21 protein-coding genes are annotated in these 17,284 nt (G+C 39.2%); 19 read left to right on the plus strand and 2 right to left on the minus strand.

Going from position 1 to position 17,284, the window contains the following annotated elements:
• The first annotated feature begins 73 nt into the window (after nucleotides 1–73).
• The 6 genes from WMO43_RS01805 (at nucleotide 74) to WMO43_RS01830 (ending at nucleotide 3,990) form a co-directional block, all read left to right on the plus strand.
• Complete coding sequence (locus WMO43_RS01805; RefSeq protein ID WP_117996888.1) at nucleotides 74–667, plus strand: accessory gene regulator B family protein; 594 nt, start codon at nucleotides 74–76, stop codon at nucleotides 665–667.
• On the plus strand, nucleotides 654–794 hold the full coding sequence (locus tag WMO43_RS01810) for a cyclic lactone autoinducer peptide (RefSeq protein ID WP_006859579.1): 141 nt from the start codon (nucleotides 654–656) through the stop codon (nucleotides 792–794). Before WMO43_RS01805 ends, WMO43_RS01810 begins: the two co-directional genes overlap by 14 nt.
• 63 nt (nucleotides 795–857) lie before the next feature.
• Entirely contained in the window at nucleotides 858–2,303 is a 1,446-nt protein-coding gene (locus tag WMO43_RS01815) for a hypothetical protein (RefSeq protein WP_006859580.1), read from the plus strand.
• A gap of 88 nt (nucleotides 2,304–2,391) precedes the next feature.
• Nucleotides 2,392–3,324: a hypothetical protein gene (locus WMO43_RS01820; RefSeq protein WP_195288134.1), complete on the plus strand. Its 933-nt coding sequence runs from the start codon at nucleotides 2,392–2,394 to the stop codon at nucleotides 3,322–3,324.
• A 19-nt stretch (nucleotides 3,325–3,343) separates the two neighbouring features.
• Entirely contained in the window at nucleotides 3,344–3,541 is a 198-nt protein-coding gene (locus WMO43_RS01825) for a hypothetical protein (RefSeq protein ID WP_226947687.1), read from the plus strand.
• Nucleotides 3,542–3,645: 104 nt separating this feature from the next.
• Entirely contained in the window at nucleotides 3,646–3,990 is a 345-nt protein-coding gene (locus tag WMO43_RS01830; protein WP_006859583.1) for a helix-turn-helix domain-containing protein, read from the plus strand.
• A 24-nt stretch (nucleotides 3,991–4,014) separates the two neighbouring features.
• Here the strand turns inward: WMO43_RS01830 and WMO43_RS01835 are convergent, their stop codons facing one another.
• Entirely contained in the window at nucleotides 4,015–4,248 is a 234-nt protein-coding gene (locus WMO43_RS01835) for a hypothetical protein (protein ID WP_055195970.1), read from the minus strand.
• 248 nt (nucleotides 4,249–4,496) lie between these two features.
• Here WMO43_RS01835 and WMO43_RS01840 point away from each other — a divergent pair, with 248 nt between their 5' ends.
• From WMO43_RS01840 to WMO43_RS01900, 13 genes are all read left to right on the plus strand, one after another.
• The gene (locus tag WMO43_RS01840) at nucleotides 4,497–4,709 is read left to right on the plus strand and encodes a helix-turn-helix domain-containing protein (RefSeq protein WP_014081251.1); all 213 of its coding nucleotides are present in this window, start codon (nucleotides 4,497–4,499) and stop codon (nucleotides 4,707–4,709) included.
• Nucleotides 4,710–4,902: 193 nt separating this feature from the next.
• Nucleotides 4,903–5,226 (plus strand): helix-turn-helix domain-containing protein, encoded by a 324-nt coding sequence (locus tag WMO43_RS01845; RefSeq protein WP_173021994.1) that lies wholly within the window; start codon nucleotides 4,903–4,905, stop codon nucleotides 5,224–5,226.
• A gap of 651 nt (nucleotides 5,227–5,877) precedes the next feature.
• On the plus strand, nucleotides 5,878–6,300 hold the full coding sequence (locus tag WMO43_RS01850) for a phosphoglycerate mutase (protein WP_117915209.1): 423 nt from the start codon (nucleotides 5,878–5,880) through the stop codon (nucleotides 6,298–6,300).
• A gap of 8 nt (nucleotides 6,301–6,308) precedes the next feature.
• The gene (locus WMO43_RS01855; protein WP_055067727.1) at nucleotides 6,309–6,629 is read left to right on the plus strand and encodes a hypothetical protein; all 321 of its coding nucleotides are present in this window, start codon (nucleotides 6,309–6,311) and stop codon (nucleotides 6,627–6,629) included.
• Nucleotides 6,601–6,768, plus strand: a complete 168-nt coding sequence (locus tag WMO43_RS01860) for a hypothetical protein (RefSeq protein WP_155177762.1) — start codon at nucleotides 6,601–6,603, stop codon at nucleotides 6,766–6,768. The genes WMO43_RS01855 and WMO43_RS01860 overlap by 29 nt, the downstream gene beginning before the upstream one ends.
• A 5-nt stretch (nucleotides 6,769–6,773) precedes the next feature.
• Nucleotides 6,774–7,160 carry a type II toxin-antitoxin system PemK/MazF family toxin gene (locus WMO43_RS01865; protein ID WP_117915205.1) on the plus strand — a complete coding sequence of 129 codons (387 nt, stop codon included), beginning with the start codon at nucleotides 6,774–6,776 and terminating at the stop codon, nucleotides 7,158–7,160.
• An 82-nt stretch (nucleotides 7,161–7,242) separates the two neighbouring features.
• Nucleotides 7,243–7,491 (plus strand): DUF6870 family protein, encoded by a 249-nt coding sequence (locus tag WMO43_RS01870; RefSeq protein WP_015559318.1) that lies wholly within the window; start codon nucleotides 7,243–7,245, stop codon nucleotides 7,489–7,491.
• Nucleotides 7,492–7,630: 139 nt separating this feature from the next.
• On the plus strand, nucleotides 7,631–9,322 hold the full coding sequence (locus tag WMO43_RS01875; RefSeq protein WP_055067728.1) for a recombinase family protein: 1,692 nt from the start codon (nucleotides 7,631–7,633) through the stop codon (nucleotides 9,320–9,322).
• A gap of 1 nt (nucleotide 9,323) precedes the next feature.
• Nucleotides 9,324–11,006: a recombinase family protein gene (locus WMO43_RS01880; RefSeq protein ID WP_195288137.1), complete on the plus strand. Its 1,683-nt coding sequence runs from the start codon at nucleotides 9,324–9,326 to the stop codon at nucleotides 11,004–11,006.
• Nucleotides 10,999–12,549 carry a recombinase family protein gene (locus WMO43_RS01885; protein WP_117915203.1) on the plus strand — a complete coding sequence of 517 codons (1,551 nt, stop codon included), beginning with the start codon at nucleotides 10,999–11,001 and terminating at the stop codon, nucleotides 12,547–12,549. The genes WMO43_RS01880 and WMO43_RS01885 overlap by 8 nt, the downstream gene beginning before the upstream one ends.
• Nucleotides 12,550–12,720: 171 nt before the next feature.
• Nucleotides 12,721–13,044, plus strand: coding sequence for an AbrB/MazE/SpoVT family DNA-binding domain-containing protein (locus tag WMO43_RS01890; protein WP_353529616.1), 324 nt, complete (start codon nucleotides 12,721–12,723; stop codon nucleotides 13,042–13,044).
• Between the two features lie 3 nt (nucleotides 13,045–13,047).
• Complete coding sequence (locus WMO43_RS01895) at nucleotides 13,048–13,263, plus strand: PF20097 family protein (protein ID WP_177963267.1); 216 nt, start codon at nucleotides 13,048–13,050, stop codon at nucleotides 13,261–13,263.
• A gap of 27 nt (nucleotides 13,264–13,290) precedes the next feature.
• Nucleotides 13,291–13,917: an alpha/beta hydrolase gene (locus WMO43_RS01900; RefSeq protein ID WP_353530029.1), complete on the plus strand. Its 627-nt coding sequence runs from the start codon at nucleotides 13,291–13,293 to the stop codon at nucleotides 13,915–13,917.
• A gap of 80 nt (nucleotides 13,918–13,997) precedes the next feature.
• On the opposite strand, the gene WMO43_RS01905 is transcribed toward WMO43_RS01900, so the two are convergent.
• The gene (locus WMO43_RS01905; protein WP_353529618.1) at nucleotides 13,998–17,234 is read right to left on the minus strand and encodes an LPXTG cell wall anchor domain-containing protein; all 3,237 of its coding nucleotides are present in this window, start codon (nucleotides 17,232–17,234) and stop codon (nucleotides 13,998–14,000) included.
• Nucleotides 17,235–17,284 lie beyond the last annotated feature (50 nt).

Here is a 17,284-nt window from a genome sequence, read left to right on the forward strand (position 1 = left end):
AAAGAGTGGAGGGGCACAACATTTTTCATAACTTGTTTGTGCCTTGAGCGAAGCGAAAGGAATGATAAAAACTATGATTGAAAAAATAGCGGATGATTTAATTGGTCAGATGACAGAAGCAAGGTTAATTGATAAAGACATGGAAGAAAGATATATTTATGTCTTTATCTGTTGGATTGAGAAATTTATTACGGTTGGCAGTATTATCGTAATCAGTTTGGCGTTCCATAAACTGTTTCCAACTATATTTTTTCTTGTGTTTTTCTTAGAATTAAGAAAGCGAACTGGCGGATATCATTTGGACAAGTTTTATAAATGTTATTTGGCAACCGTTGTTTCTTATTTAGTTATTGTAATTATCAGTGCAAGACTGTCAGAACATCCGCAATGGTTATTTGCAATATTGGTAATTGCTATAACGGGGATAGGATTGATTGGTACAGTGAATCATCCTAATATGCACATGACATCAGAGGAATTGATGGAATCGAAAAAATCCGCAAGGACTATTGTTTTACTTGAGGGGTGTATAATATTGGGATGTGTTCTGTTAGATGCGGATATGGTTTACATTAGTTATATGGCAATAGCTGTTATATTATGTGCAGCTTTGCTGTGTATAGCAAAAATTTTTAAACAGGAGGTGAGAGAGAATGAAGCAGGTTAATAAGAAAGTGTTGAAGGTTGTAGAACGTGTCATGAGAAAAGAAGCTGTATATGGGATAGATGGATTTCCACCTGCGTGTTTAGGAATATGGCATCAGCCGAAACGTCCGAACATAAAAAAAAGGTAAAAGGTTATTGAAAATAATGTTCAAATTGTTGTACAAAATAAGCTTAGAAAGGAGGGAATTGATATGAAAAATAAATTTATAACAACAGTGGTTGCGACAGCATTGGCATTAACAATGACATTTTCATTGGCTAATGGAATGGATGTTAAAGCAGCAGAAATCACAGAGGATTCTTTAGTCGCAGCAGAAGATACTAATGTTGGAAATGAATCGGTGGATATCCAGCAACAGGAACCTGTAGAAATTTCAGAATTGGAAACAACCGAAAATAATGACTTATCGAAATCGTCAGAAAGTATTACAGTAGATGAAAGTATTGCAGAGGATATTTTGGCTACACAAGCTGATACTGCGGTTGTAGTCGGTACGGTTAGTGACTATTTGACAGCAAAGGGCGATGCAAAACTTTATAATATTAATTTGCCAGCAGGGGTATATTTGCAAGCACAGTTAACAACGCCTGCTAATGCAGATTTGGATTACGATTTGTATTTATTGGATGCAGAAGGCAATATTTTAACGGGCTCAGATTATTATACTTATATTAATGGCACCGCAGGTACATTGCCGGAAGCGTTAGGCTATATAACATCAGGTGATACAGCAACATATTATTTGTATGTATTAGCATCTGAGGGCGGAAGTGTAAGTGAATCATTCACATTGGATTATTCAGTAAGTACAGCGTGTGATTCTTATGAGATTGACGAGTCTGTAAGACAGGCATTAGCATTTACATATGGAGCAGGAGGGGCTTATATTGAATCAAGAAATTTAAGTTCTCCGATTGATAATGATTGGTATGTAATTACAGTGCCAAGCAGTAGAATTTATGACAAATTAAAAATTTCTGCTACTACAGCTTCAACAAATACCTGTTCTGTAGAAGTATATCAGAATGTTGCATCAGAAGGGTATCAAATGAAACGAGTAGGCAGCGGAAACACTATTTCTGTTTCGTCAGGAAAATATTATATTAGAGTTTCCAATGCAAAAACTATGGAGAATTTTGATGATTTGGACATTCAGAATTATAAATTGTCTATTACTCCTATTTTGAAGGCTACAGGTATTGTTATAACTGATCTTAAAGGTTCAGAAGGGTTAAATAAGGTTGTTAATTATCCTGGATATGGAGCACATTTCAGAACGCAGGGATCTGGAACATTAACTGTTTATGGAGTGCTGACAGCAACAGACAGTTCGACGGGTGTAACGTATGCAGTTGGGGGAGAGCAGATTAACGGATTATATTATAGTCCGGCATGGGAGGCTAATAATACCTCTGCGAATGCAATAAGGCGAGGTACAGGTACTACAGACTCAAGTGGTAAATTTGAAATTGATATTTCTTTACCACCTGGAATTGGTGTATATTCGTATTATGGTTCAACATCCACTCATTATTTTGATATATGTGGAGTTTCTGTATCGCCAAGTGATGATAGTAGCATAAGTGCTTCAGAGACTATTTTCCATTTGGCATATACTATGTATCATCCGTTTTAATGTGTAAATTGTAACTAAGAAAATATAAAAATAGGTTGTCACACGATTTGGTGTGTCAACCTATTATGCAAAATACAGGAGGGTTAAAATGAAGATAGCTACCCAACATTATCAGGACAGCGTGATCACTCCGTATGGTAATAATCACTGGAATGGAAAAGAGAAAATTGATATTTCTAAGGAAAAAGATGATGCGGTTATTCTGGAAATAAGTGCAAAAGGTAAAAGAGCAATACAGCTAAAAGAGAAAAACGAATTTGAGCAGAATATTGTTCAAGTGGATAAAAGTGCAGATGATTTACCAGCATATTCAGGAATGTATGATGTTGACAAGACGATATCGTCTTCTCTTGAAAATTGTAGCAAAGAGGAACAGGGATTTGTATATGATATTATCCGCGAAAATTTTCTTATTGGAAATGGCAGCTCTGTGAGTGAGGAGGAGCGTCAGGCTAATATATCATTAGGAATGAAAAAAGCGGAATATGCTGCAAATAATTTTATATCAGAAGATAAAAAAAGTTCCTTTTTGGATGCAATGGAATCTATAGCAAAGCTGGCAAGTGCCGGAAAGATGAATGCAGATGGAAATATGGATTACGGGGTAAAAAAAGGAAATTATTTAGGACATGGTAGTAATCTTGTTTACACTACAGATGGTCTTGATATGATGAGGTCAATGGATTCAGGTGCATATGATGAATATCAAAGGATCAGTAGAGAAAGTAGTAATTCTGATAGACAGCTTAACACTTTAAAATACTTGACAAATTGGTATTCTAATGCTGTAACGAAAAATCCGCATATGGTAGAGAAATATGAAGCTAAATCGGATGAGTATATTGAAAAAAATGTAAAAAATCAAAAAGTAGATTCAACTTTTTCGGATTTGAAAACAGAAAGTAAGTCTGCTTTTATTGAAAGTTTGAAAGCATTTCAAGCACAGAATCCTAATTTCTTATCCAATATCGTTAATAAGGAATTGTCAAGAAAGTATTGGGCATATGGTATTATCGCCTAAGGGTGAGGATAAATATGAGATGAAGTATGTTCCGGAAGATTTTGACAGGTATGATCAAGGATTTTTTGGAAGAGCGAAACCAGAATATATTATTGTTAAGGGAGAGTGTTTGGAAAAATTAAAACAGCAAGGGTATGAAATGGACTGTTGGCAAAAAGGTATTCCGTTGGCGATAAATAATAAACATCCTGATAGCATAAAATTAAAGGGATTTTGACAGAATATGCAAAGTATTACATGAAAATGTCAAAGGATTACAGTTTCCTAAAACCCATAATAATTTCTGATATAATGCGATAAGTCAGAAAGGATGATGGGGCTATGGGGAAAAGAGAGCACATATACGAAATTATTGCAGAGAATATCAGAAAAGAACGCAGAAGGCTTGGAATTACGCAGGCAGAGCTTGCAGAACGGGCGGATGTATCATTGGATACTATCAAAAGTGTTGAAAATGGCAGAAGGGCAATGAGTCTTGATACATATTTGAATATTGTTCATGCATTGGAGTCATCGCCTACGGTTCTGATGAGCCAGCAGCACCCAGAAAAACACATTGAGCGTTTTGCATTTATGATGAATCGGTGTGACGAAAGAGAAATAGAATTTGCATTACATATGATTGAACAAATATTAAGAGGACAGGAAGATTATCTGAGTGAATAGACGGGTAGTTATCCTGTCCTTTGTCTATGACTCTTTTGCAAATTTTTCAGCGAGATGGTATATGATTTCTTCAATGGTGGGAGTTTCATTTTCACATGGAAAGTCTGTCCAGAAGCGTTGCATTTGTGGATCAGGGCTTTTTAAAGCAATAGAAACTGCCCGCCCAATTTCCTGTTGGACTTCTTCTTTTGTGATTCCTTCTTTTTCGGCAATGATTTTCAAATATTTATCAACAGAGTATGTGTTTTTATCATTCATAGTGTTGTTGTGAATCCTTTCTGAAAAGGGTATCTGCGGGCAAATTGTCAGGTGATTGAATTGTCCCGGTTGAATACCATAAAAGTAAAACAGATAATCCGTTCTATATTACATAATAACCTTGAGAGCTGTTTTCTATGCAGATTATGGCTATTTTCTATTCTATCATATACATAAAGTATGGTGCATACACGCACCATATCATTATAGGACACTCTTGCGTAGAATACAAGGAGGAGGTCTTTGTAATGATAGTATATGACAGGTTATGGATCACACTCAAGAAGAAAAATATTAGCCAGTATGCACTAATTAAAGATTATGGAATAGATAAAGCACAGTTACAGCGATTGCGAAAGAATATGGTCGTAAAAACGGTAATCCTTAACAGATTATGTTCCATACTTGATTGTAAGATAGAGGACATCATGGAGTTTGTGCCGGATGAGGATATTAAGTAAAGAGATATTTCCAAAATGTAATGAGAGTTTGGAAATATCTCTTTTTTTAATCTGCGAATATTTATATTCTTGGTATTAAGGTGTACAATATTCCACCTGAAATAGCTGGTTTAGTCACTCTTACAAAAGATTCGCTTACGGTACAATGAATACAGCTTAAGCAAATATATAAGGTGCCGGAAAAGAGTGGAAGGTGTACTACGATATTGTTAATAGTGGAGAAAGAATAAAAGAGTTGCGTGCGGCAAGAAGAATGACAAGACAGCAGCTTGCCGAGCATATTGGATTGTCAGTGGATGCTCTGCGGAAAATTGAAGCTGGTGTAAATGGAGCAAAAATAGATACGCTGATTAGTATTGCTGAATTGTTTCATATATCGTTGGATTATCTTGTGTGTGGGTGTGAAAGAAAGGCAGAAGTCGATGATCTGTTGGTTGGTCTGAAGGAGAAGGAAGTACAGTTTATCCGGAATATGGTATTAAATGCCGTTGACAATATGAAACTTCTGACAGAATAAAAAAGTCGGATTGCATTTTTGATAATGCAGTCCGGCTTTTTTTATAAGGATTTGGAACAGGTGGGAGTGTTACTCTTAGTTCAAAAGAGTGTCGGTTACTGTAGAAGATGCGTGGTGTCAGTTATACTTTGTTCAGGTTCTGAGAAAAGAACCGTTGAATATTGAAAACAGAATAGGACACGCATATCCCACGAGCTTATATCGCCTTGTCTATGACAGGGTGGCAGAATCCCATTTCGTGCGATGACTATCCTCAGAGCTGTAGCCGATTATGAGAAACGTAACAGCAGGAGCCTTTAAGGATAAGAGCAGAGGGTTGTGCCTACCGGGTTAGCAGCCGGAGGTAATGAGATAATAAGTGCACCTGAATTTCAGCAAAACGCATTTTCAGAGAGTGGCTACTTTCGTAAGTCCAGATGGGCAGGAAACTACGAAGTGATTGTGGCTGGCAAAGGATATGTTACCCGATACGGGGATGGTTAAGAAACCGGGAAGATAGTATTTTATCTTCCCACACAAACTGATTTATGGTCACCGACAGAAAAGAGATGTTTAGGTGTGATGGTGTGGAGAGTACAGATAAGTCAGCTTATGTGAGGAGATAAAGTGCGCACAGTATCAAATCAATATTATTTATAAGGAGATTTTAAGATGGAAAGAGCAATTATATATTATGCAAAAACAGGATTAGAGGCTACAGATCATTTTGTGCCGAAGTTGCTTGAAAAGTATTGTAAGGATAATGGCTATGAAATTGTAGCTATGCTTTCAGAGCCTGCTTCTACAGAAGGAGTTTCATTTCCGATGAAATATGCCATTATCGGTTTAAATATGGAAGAAGATGTTAATACAATCATAACACTTTCAAAGGATATGATTGGTGCAACAGATGAGACCGTTATTGATACACTTGGAAAACTCAGCGAATATGATATCTATGTGGAGGATATTAATGGAGAACTTGAAGAGTGTTATGAGATGATGTACAAAGAGCCCGTTCAGGAAAGTGATATAAGAGGGCTGGTGCTTGATACGGTATCAAAGTTCTATCATAACATCAGGGACGGCAGATAGGAGGCAATATGCAGGATTCCAAAGAAAAGCAGTGTCTGATATTTGTAAGGAATAATGCAAATGATACAGCTGACCGTATCGAGGCATATGCAAAAAAGTCCGGCATGGAAGTTGTTGAGACAGTTTTCAATACAGATAAAAAAGCGGTTGAACGATTAAGATATTATATTGAAAGAGATGCCATTATCTGTGTGCTAGTAAGAGATGTGGTAGACATTTCAATGGAACTTAATGAGATTAAAGCTGTAATGACACTTGCAGCGGAACATGGAATCAGTATTAATGCAGAGAGCAGGGGCTATGAACCTGCTCTCATTTCTTTTGAATGATATGACAGAAGAAAATAGAAAATTAAAACTGATTATATTTCCGGGCGAAACAGTAGTGATTGATGAATATGGGAAACGGATTGTTGCCTGTCCGACAGAGGATGAGGCAGAAGAATATATCAGGGAACAGGAGGAATGACATAGATGAAACTGAACAGGGGCGATATTGTTATTGCAAATCTGGAGTCAGTAAGTAAAGGGAGCATTCAGAAGTATACAAGACCTTATATTATTATCTCAAATAACAAGGCAAATCAGTATTCACCGGTTGTCACAGCAGTAGCCATGTCCACAAAAACATGGAAAAAGAAATATCTGCCAACCCACTGTCTAATACCGGCTGTAAAGGTAAAGGTTACTGACACAGATTTTGAGGTATTTGACAGTATGGCATTATGTGAGCAGATTGTATCCATTGATGTAAATGTCCAGATTGAGAGGGTAGTTGCTTCAATTTCAGATACGGAACTACTTGATAAGATTACTGAATGTGTAAAAATCCAGATTGGGGCATATGAAAAGTACAATTAAATATTACCGGGGCATTTGCTCCGGGTTACATAGCCACCTGTATTTTATGGGTGGTATTTTTACTGAAAGGGGGATAGATTTTATGACAGCAGAAGAATACAGAGCATTGCTTGATACTGATTTTAGTGATGTCAAGATTAATGAAATGCCCGATATGGCATCTTATCATGCTGATCTGAATGATACGATTGAAAAGAGACAGCAGAAGTTTATAAGAAAAGTTGGAAATCCCTATATGATGAGAGTGGGGAAGATGAAAGTTAAAGTAAGCTTTGCCAATAATGGAGTTTCCATAGAAGAAGCTTTCAAGAATATGCTGCTTACAGTTTAGAATCTTTTTTCAGAATCATATGGAAAATGAAAGGGAGTTGTGCTATGATATGTTCAAGGACTAAATGAATATGGCATAACTTCCTTTGATATTTTAGTTGGGTACATCTGACGTAGAATATTTAAAGGAGTGTTGCGATATGAGTAAACAAATCTCAAAAATCTATCATGCAGCCATCTACGTTAGATTATCTAAGGAGGATGGCGATGTTTCTACCAGCGCAAAAGCTGAGAGTAATAGTATTTCAAATCAAAAGGATTTCATCCGAAATTTCCTTGCAGACAAAAAAGACATTAGAATAGTTAAAGAATATGTGGATGATGGTTATTCCGGCTCTAATTTTGACCGTCCGTCTTTTCAGACGATGATGGAAGATATTAAGCGAGGAGTAATTGATTGTGTGGTGGTAAAGGATCTTTCACGTTTTGGACGTGAGTATATTGATTCAGGTCGATACATCGAAAGATTATTTCCGGCTCTTGGTGTAAGGTTTATTGCAATCAATGATAACTATGACAGTGTGACTGGAAAGTCACAGGGTGATGAGATTATTATTCCGTTTAAAAACCTGATCAATGATGCATATTGCAGGGATATCAGTATAAAGATACGAAGCCATTTGGATGTAAAGAGAAAAAATGGTGAGTATATCGGTGCATTTGTTCCCTATGGGTATGAAAAATCGGATGATGATAAACATAAGCTGGTTATTGATATTTATGCAGCCGGTATTGTGAAGGAAATTTTTCGGCTAAAGCTTCACGGAATGAGTCAGGATGCAATAGCAACACAGTTGAATAATGAGGGTGTGCTTGCACCTATGGAATATAAGCAGAGCACAGGGAGCGGTTATCAGACCGGATTTTTACAGAATGAAAAATCGGTATGGAGTTCAGTCACGGTCCGCAGGATTCTTGAAAATGAGATTTACATTGGAAATCTTGTTCAAGGCAAAAGAACGACACCAAATCATAAAGTGAAGCAGGAGGTTGTTAAGCCGGAATCTGACTGGATAAGAATCGAAAAAAATCATGAGCCGATTATTAGTGACAGGGATTTTGAGATTGTTCAAAGGTTGTTGGGAATGGATACGAGAATATCTCCGGATTCAGATATGGTCTATAATCTTTCAGGTATTGCAGTATGTGCAGACTGTGGTTCACCAATGACAAGAAAAATTACAACAGCAGGTGATAAGAAATACGCTTACTATATCTGCTCTAATCATAAATTGACAAAGCAGTGTTCACAGCACTCAATATCAGTATCGTTATTAGAGGATACGGTGCTTGAAATGTTAAAGCTTCATATCAAAAACGTAATGAATCTGGAAGAAATACTTGATTATATTGGAACAATTCCTTTCCAGCAGCTTGATGTAAAAAGTCTTGAAGCAAGAAAACAGAAAAAACTTGAGGAAGTTGAGAAGTGTAAAAGACTGAAAACTTCACTGTATGAAGATATGAAGGACGGAATTCTTACTAAAGAAGAATATCTTGAACTTCATGAGGCATATCTGAAAAAAGCAAAAGAGGGAGAAGAAATAATTCGCCAGATTGAGAGAGACATTGCTTTAATTTTTGAGGAGAAGGATGATAAGCATCTCTGGATGAATTATTTTACCGAATACAAGGATATTAAGGAACTGACCAGGGACGTGGTTGTAAAACTGATTTCTGAGGTAAGGGTTTCAGAGAATAAAGAGATTGAAATCGTATTTGACTTTGATGATTGTTATAAGAAGTTATTAGAATCAGTCGAAAAACTTGGTTATCAAGTAGATAAAGAACCGGGTGGACAATTAAATATCAGCAGAAGGGAGGCTGTGTAATATGGCAAGAAAAAGCAGAAAAAATATGATGCTACAGGAAAACACAGCCTTACCGGATAAAGAGAAGAAGGTACTTTTTAAGGCTGGATTATATGCAAGACTGTCCCATGAAAAGGAAGAGAACATTGAGAGAGGGACAATCGAAACACAGATGGAACTTATGAAGAATTATGTCAAAGATCACGAAGATATTGTAATTGAAGAGGAATATTATGATGCTTCCTTTACCGGTACTAATTTTGAAAGACCGGATTTTAAGCGAATGCTTGAGGATGCAAAAACAGGAAGAATTAACTGTATTATAGTTAAGGATTTATCGAGACTTGGCAGAAATTATGTGGAGATGGGGAACTACATTGAAAGAGTGTTTCCTTTTCTCAATGTAAGATTCATTGCTGTTACGGATGATTTTGACTCGTTCAGACCGGGCACAGACCTTATGATGCCTTTGAAAAACATCGTAAATGAGTTTTATGCTAAGGATATTTCAAAGAAAGTTTCAACTGCACATCGTAGAAAATGGACTACTGATGAATATATGTGCGGTTTTGCTCCATATGGATATCTGAAATCCAAGACGGAGAAGAACAGAATTGTTGTGGATGAAGCAACTGCTGGAAATGTCAGGCTTATTTATAAATTGTTTTTAGATGGCAAAGGTTACACACCAATTGCAAAATATCTGAATGAGCAGGGAATAATGTCACCATTGATGTATTTAAAATCTCTTGGTTATCAGCAGAATGTAAGAACCAATGGTGTATGGACCAAAACAACAGTCAAGTCAATACTGACAAATCAGGCTTATATTGGTTCGGCGGTGCATGGGAAAGTAGTAATTGAGAAATACAATAATATTCCACTCCATGCAACAGATCCAAGTGAATGGGTCGTTGTTGAAAATACGCATGAGCCGCTTATCGACAAAAAGACATTTGAAAAGGCACAGGAAAGAGTAAAGGAAATCTCGGATGCTTATTTTGCAAAAGAGTTTACAAAACACCCACCTAATGAAATGAATCTGCTAAAGGGAAAAATCGTATGCGGAGACTGTGGCAAGGGAATGAGACTTTCTCCAAGAACAACAAAATCGTATGTATATTTTTGTGGAACTTTTTCAGATGGTATTAATCCGGCATGTTCAAGACACAAAATTGATCAGGAGGAAGTCAACAAAGCTGTCTTTGCTCAGATTTCAAATCATATGCGTTGCTGTATTGACGCATTAAAAGTGATACGGGAATTAAATGCAAGAAGCAGCGGACTGAAAAAATACGATGTGTATGAAAAAGCCATTACCAGACAGCGCAGGGAACTGGAGAAAGTAAACCGCAAGTTCTCTGAGTTATATGGAGATTACTCAGAACATTTGATTAATGAGAGCGAATATTTGACATTAAAACAGCAGTATCTTCTAAAAAGCGAAGCTTTGAAGAAGGAGATTGATAATCTTTTAGTATCTCAGAACCTGTATTCAAAGAATTATAAGATTGATGAAGACTGGGAAAACCTTATCAATAAATATCTGAAATGCAGAAAGCTTAACAAAGAGCTGGCAGATGCATTTGTTGACAAGGTACAGGTGTTTGAAGATGGAAGAATTTCCGTAAATCTGGTGTATGATGATTGCCTGGAAGAACTGTTACAGGTAAAGAATAAGAGAGAAGGTGATTTGTATGAGTAAGATAACTGCTATGTATATTCGCCTTTCTATGGAAGATGAGGATGTATCATTAAATCAGAAGGAAGAGAGTAACAGTGTATCCAGTCAGAGAGAATTGTTAGAATCATTTATTGGCAATCATTCGGAGCTTAAGGATACGAAGGTACAGGAATACTGTGATGATGGATTTACCGGAACAAAATTTGAAAGACCAGGCTATATGAAGCTTATGGAGGATGTCCGAGCTGATAAAATATCCTGCATTGTTGTAAAGGATTTATCCAGACTCGGAAGGGATTATATTGAAGTCGGTAGTCTTCTGGAGCAGATACTTCCACTTTATCAGGTACGAGTTATTGCAGTTAATGACAATTATGACAGCGATAACTATGATGGTTCGACGGGCGGTATGAATGTTGCGTTTAAGAACTTAATCTATATGCTTTATAGCAGGGACTTGTCTAATAAAGTCAGTTCTGCAATGCACACAAGGATACTGAAAGGTGAGAACATCAGTGGTCAGTTAAGGTATGGATATGTCAAAGACCCAAATGATAAGCATAAGATTATTGTAGATCCGGAAGCAGCAGAAGTGGTTAAGCTGATATTTGAACTGACCGCACAGGGCAAAAGTAAAACGGAAGTGGCAAATTATCTGAATGCTCAGGGTATTGATACACCATCCGCATACAAAAAGAGAAAAGGAAGCAGAAACTTTTTCCATGCAGTTGAAGTAAAAAGTCTGTGGAGTACTTCTTCTATCCGGGATATATTAAACGATGAAGTTTATCTTGGAAAACTGATATGGAATAAAACAAAGAAGAGGGTAGGCAGCAATAACACTTCAAGCTATGTTCCTAAAGACGAATGGATGGTGATAGAAAATTGCCATGAACCCATTATTACTCAGGAATTATTTGATATGGCACACGCTAATTCAAAAAAATGTGTTCGTTCAAAGCGTGGTAAGAGAAACTATAATCCATTTTATTATTGTGGTGTGTGTGGCAGAGCTTTAGCACCCAGCAAAAGGGTAAAAGGTGACATTCTTCTTTGTTACTCGTCCAGAATTGAGGAAAATTCTCCATGCAAAAGCAACAGGGTGGAAATTGCCAAGGTTGAAGATGCAATCATGAAAACTGTAAATATGTATGCAACAGTTTATCTGGATGAGAAAGGAATAAAGAGAGCCGGTAAATCGAAAGAAGTATCTCCGGAAGAAAAGATTGCAACACTTGAAAAGAAGGTGAAGAGCCTCAGCAGTAAAAAGATGATGTTGTATTCTGATTATAAGGATGACAAGCTCACAAGAGAAGAGTATGTCAAGCGTTCAAAGGCGATGGTGGAGCAGATTGATGAATTGCATCAGGAAATCGAACAGCTTAAAACAGAAATACCGCCAGAAGATAATTCTTCTAGTAAGTTTGAGACACAGTTAGAAAGTATCATCAATATGGAATCTTTTGACAGAGAGAAAATCCAGAAGGTAATCAAAAAAGTGATTATCAATGGAGAGGACAATATAGAGATTGTATGGAATACAGATGATCCATTTTTCAAGTAAGATGGATGGTTACAGAGTTTGGAGTGCCGAGAAAATGTGGCACTCCTTTCTTCTGCAAGTATAAATATTGCTTTCAATATACTGCAATAGCAGGTATAATGGGAAGTGATATTTGAGGGTACAAAAAATCAATTTTTTTTTGGTCTGGGGTTGACACGAGCAGGAGAGACAATGCCTGATATTGAAAAATGCGACAGGCTTGCCGCTTTTTATGGAATTAAGATAGATGCACTGCTCCATTATGAGGAGAAAGTCGGAAAGACGAAGGTTGCACCGCCGCCGGAAGGAAAATTCCTATGGGGAACGGTCAAGGTCGGAAACCGTGGGCAGATCGTGATCCCGAAAGAGGCAAGAGATACGTTTGCATTAAAAGAAGGAGACCGGCTGGTAGTCCTCGGGGATGAGAAACAGGGAATTGCATTGATCAAGGCAGAAAAATTTGAAGAGCAGTTGAGAACAAGTATAGAACTTAGCAGAAGAGAAATGGAGGAATAGGGTATGAAGTGTCCAAAATGTGGAAAAGAAATGAGAACAGGTTATTTATTTACAAGCAAAGACGGAGCATTCAGTTTTGCGAATGAAGTGCCGGGAGTATTTGAAAACGCGAAAAAATCAGAGGGATTCGTAGAGATCACACCTTTAAAGGCGAGTCACAGAACTAATATAGCAGCAAATTGCTGTGACGAATGCAGAATGGTTGCATTTGAATATTAGTCTGTAAAAAGTAAAGGGGGCAGAATGGTGAAACATTTAGTAATATATGTACATGGAAAAGGCGGTAACGCCAACGAGGCAGAACACTACAAGCCCTTTTTTGCAGAAAGTGATGTGATCGGTTTTGACTATCAGGCGCAAAATCCGTGGGAGGCACAAAAGGAATTTTCCTCTTTTTTTGAAGTGCATAGTCAGGTGTATGATTCGGTTACTCTGATCGCAAACAGTATAGGAGCATTTTTTTCAATGAGTGCTCTCACTAAAAAACAGGTTGCTCAGGCAATCCTCATTTCCCCGGTCGTAAACATGGAAAAATTAATTGTGGATATGATGATGTGGGCAAACGTAACAGAAGAAGAACTGCGCATCAAAAAGGAAATTCCTACGGAATTTGGAGAAACACTTTCCTGGGAATACCTATGTTATGTACGCGAGCATCCGATTGTCTGGAATGTGCCAACCTGTATTTTATATGGAGAAAAAGATAATCTGACATCCATAGAAACAATATCCGAATTTGCAGAGCGTATCGGTGCATCGCTTACGGTCATGAAAGATGGAGAGCATTGGTTTCATACAGAAGAGCAGATGGAGTTTTTAGACGACTGGATCAGGAACACAAAAGAAATTAAATCAGGATTAAATATATTGTGATTCGGAAGAGAATATGAGAATAAAATTTCAGCGGGAGTGCATTTGAACGATGCACTCCCGCTTTTTACGTTAAATATTTATTATTTTGTTTCTTGCTTCTGTTTTTTAAAGAACAGTAACATCCATATGCCTGCACAGACGATCAGAATACCAATCCATACGACAGGATGGCTATTGTCCCCGGTTTTCGGAGAGGATGGGTCAGTAGGATTTGTAGGATCTGACGGAGTAGTAGATTCATTTTTCGTGATGGTGAATGTGTCCTCTCCATCCGTGCTGCCATCCGTGTACTGAACAAGGAGTGTGTAATTTCCTGCAGGCAGTGTCTGCAAATATTCAGCTTTTAAGGTGATGATGGTACTACCAGCCTCAATTTCGTAGTATTTTTTATCCACGACCGTACCGTTGATGACGATGCCGGCAAATTTCTTATGGTAGCCATTGACCTTGAAGGTCAAGCCGTTATCCTTGTTGTTTTCCTTCCAGGTGCTGCCGTCGCCTGAAGTGATATCATAGGCGGTTAAGGCCTTCAACATAGTATCCAGGATAGCCTTGGTGTGTTCACCTGCCATGTTCTTTTCGCCAGCAGACAGAGCATCGTAAGCTTTCTTTGCAGATTCGTAGGCATCGATGGCAGCCTTGTTATCAGGCTGAATCTTGTCAGCGGCAGGCATGGCCTCCGCTTTTTTCACGGCTTTTTCTGTGTTTTCGATGCTTTTGAGAGCGGATTTTATTGCATTTATGTTGGCAATAAGCTGTTTTTTCTGATTAGCTGTGTAATTACTGCCATGAGAGTTTAAAAACTTTTCCATGGCTTTGAGTGCCGTTGCCAAATCGCTCTTCTTACCGGTAGACAGGTTAGAAATAACAGGAATGACCGTGCCATCGGACAATTTGGTATTACAGCCCTTGCAGTAGCTGTTGCCGGTATGACCTGCTTTTTTGGTGGTAGGTTCTACCATGTCCCGGATTTCCATTCCGCCTACATGATGTTTGGCATCCAGTGTACCATAGGCCTTAGAACAGGTGGTACAAACGGCTCTGTCCTTACAGGTTGCCGTGCCACCGGTATGTTGAGTCTTTTTTCCGGCAGCTTTGCAGCGGGAGCACTTCTTCCAATGCCTGTGGGCATCACTCTGCCATGTGTTACTGGTGAAATCATGACCGAGGGCAGCGATTTCTTTGTAGCTGGTGTAATCGCAACGAGAACAGGTATCGTAAGCATTCCAGCCCTTTTCTGTACAGGTCGCAGCCTTGGCTTTATGAGAAACCTTGTCATGACCGAGTGCAGCGATCTCTTTGTAGGTCGTATAATTGCAGTTGGTGCAAGTAAAATAAGTGTTCCAACCGATTTCCGTGCAGGTCGCAGCCTTTGCATCGTATTTGGCAAAATTATGACCAAGTGCATCTAATGTTTCTACTTTTGTTGCAGAGCATACGGTACAGGTATAGGTTTTCTGCCCTGCTGTTGTGCAGGTAGGCTGTGTAGTCACTTTGCCGCTATTCCACTCATGAGGGGATTCCGTGTCGGTGACATCACAGCGGGAGCATTTTTTCCAATGATGGTCAGCATCAGTTTGCCATGTATCGCCGGTAAAATCGTGACCAAGGGTATTGCCATACGGCAGACTGCAGCCTTCGCATATGGCTTTTTCTGTACAGGTGGCAGTGCCACCGGAGTGATTGACTATATTGTCCTTTCCATTACAGATAGAACATGAATGCCAATGGCTGGTAGAGTCCGTCTGCCAGGTTGTTCCCCAGTTGTGTTCGCATGCAACGAGAAGGTTGTTGCTTCCACTAAGAACGGCACTGATCGAGGTGTCGTTGTTTTCATACTGAAATTTGTCCGGGGTGGCATATGCCGCACGACCGGAAGCAATTTGAACGTAATTAGAACTATTTGGCTCCACTTCCGTTGTGACACCGATCGGGGCAGTGTTTGTCAGTTCACCCATAATTTTAATGATCTGTCCGTTAGGCAAATAGATATTGTTTGCTTTGCCACTCTTTTTGTTCCCGGTGACGTTGATATTACCGGAAATATTGAATTTTTTGCTTTCACCGTTAAAATATAAACCGCCGCCGTTAACTGTCGCGGTGTTGTCTGTGACGTTGCCGCCCGTAATGGTGAGTAGTCCGCGTTTATTGATGTAAACACCACCGCCATTGCCGGTTGCGGTATTGTTTGTGATGCTGCCGCCATTGATTTGGAGTGCACCTTGGCCTTTGTTCCAATTTGAGGTGTTTTTGCCGCTTTCCACATAAACGCCGCCACCATCTGTTGCAGTGTTCCCGGTAATGGTTGCTGAGCCGGAGATTGTTAAAGTATCACAGGTCCGATAATCGCCTATGTGATATACACCGCCACCGTAGGTTGCGGTGTTGCCTGTGATATTGCCGCCGTTGATAGTGATATCTTCGTCGTATGTGTAAATACCGCCACCTTGCTCAGATTTATTGCCTGTAATGGTAATACCGTCGGATATGGTAAGGGTCATATTCGTGAATACACCACCGCCACGCTTATCTGCTGTGTTGTTGCTGATCGTGCCGCCGTATAGCTTTAGATAAGTGCCCGCCGATATCACGCCGCCACCGGTGTCGGAACATGCATTGCCACTGATCTCACCGCCGTACATCGTGAAAGTGCCGCCGGTATGCATATTTACACCGCCGCCCTCATTGTTTGACCCTTTAATGACGTGGTTATTGGTGATCTTACCGCCGTACATCGTGAAGTCGCTTTGTTGCGCTTCCACGCCGGCACCGTCGCCGGCGGCAGCACTATGAGCAGAAATGTCTATACGGTTCCCGCTAATCTCACCGCCGTACATAATAAAATCGCCCGTTGAACTGCTGTCCCCGAGTCTCACACCCCTTCCGTACACGTCGGCCGAGTGAGTGATTGTGCCGCTGCCTTTACAGTCACACAATACGAGTTGTGCGTTACCATAAACGCGGATGACCGCATCAAAAGCATCTGTCGAATCAGTGGTTCTCGTGATGCTGTATCCGTTCAGACAGAGATAGAGCGTTTTTCCATCTTTGACAGCGAATTGTTCGCTTCGTTCCGCATTGCCGCTCAGATAGACGTAGGCGGTGTTGTCGTCACCATAGTCAATATCCGATGTTCCGTCCCACGCCGTCCATACGACATCTGCACATTCTCCCGTATGGTCACCGATGTCTGTGTGCGTTGTACCACAGATCGGGTGTGTATGTGTGCCGTCATCTGCCAATGCAGTTACATTTGTCATGCACAGCGTGGCACATAGGAGCAGTACTGCTCCGAATACTCCTTTCCGAACTTTCATGGTTCATTCCCTCCTTTTCATATGTTCCTCAATATTCTTTGTTCACCTAT

It is taken from the genome of Maccoyibacter intestinihominis, assembly GCF_040096355.1.
Taxonomy (GTDB): Bacteria; Bacillota; Clostridia; order Lachnospirales; family Lachnospiraceae; genus Maccoyibacter; species Maccoyibacter intestinihominis.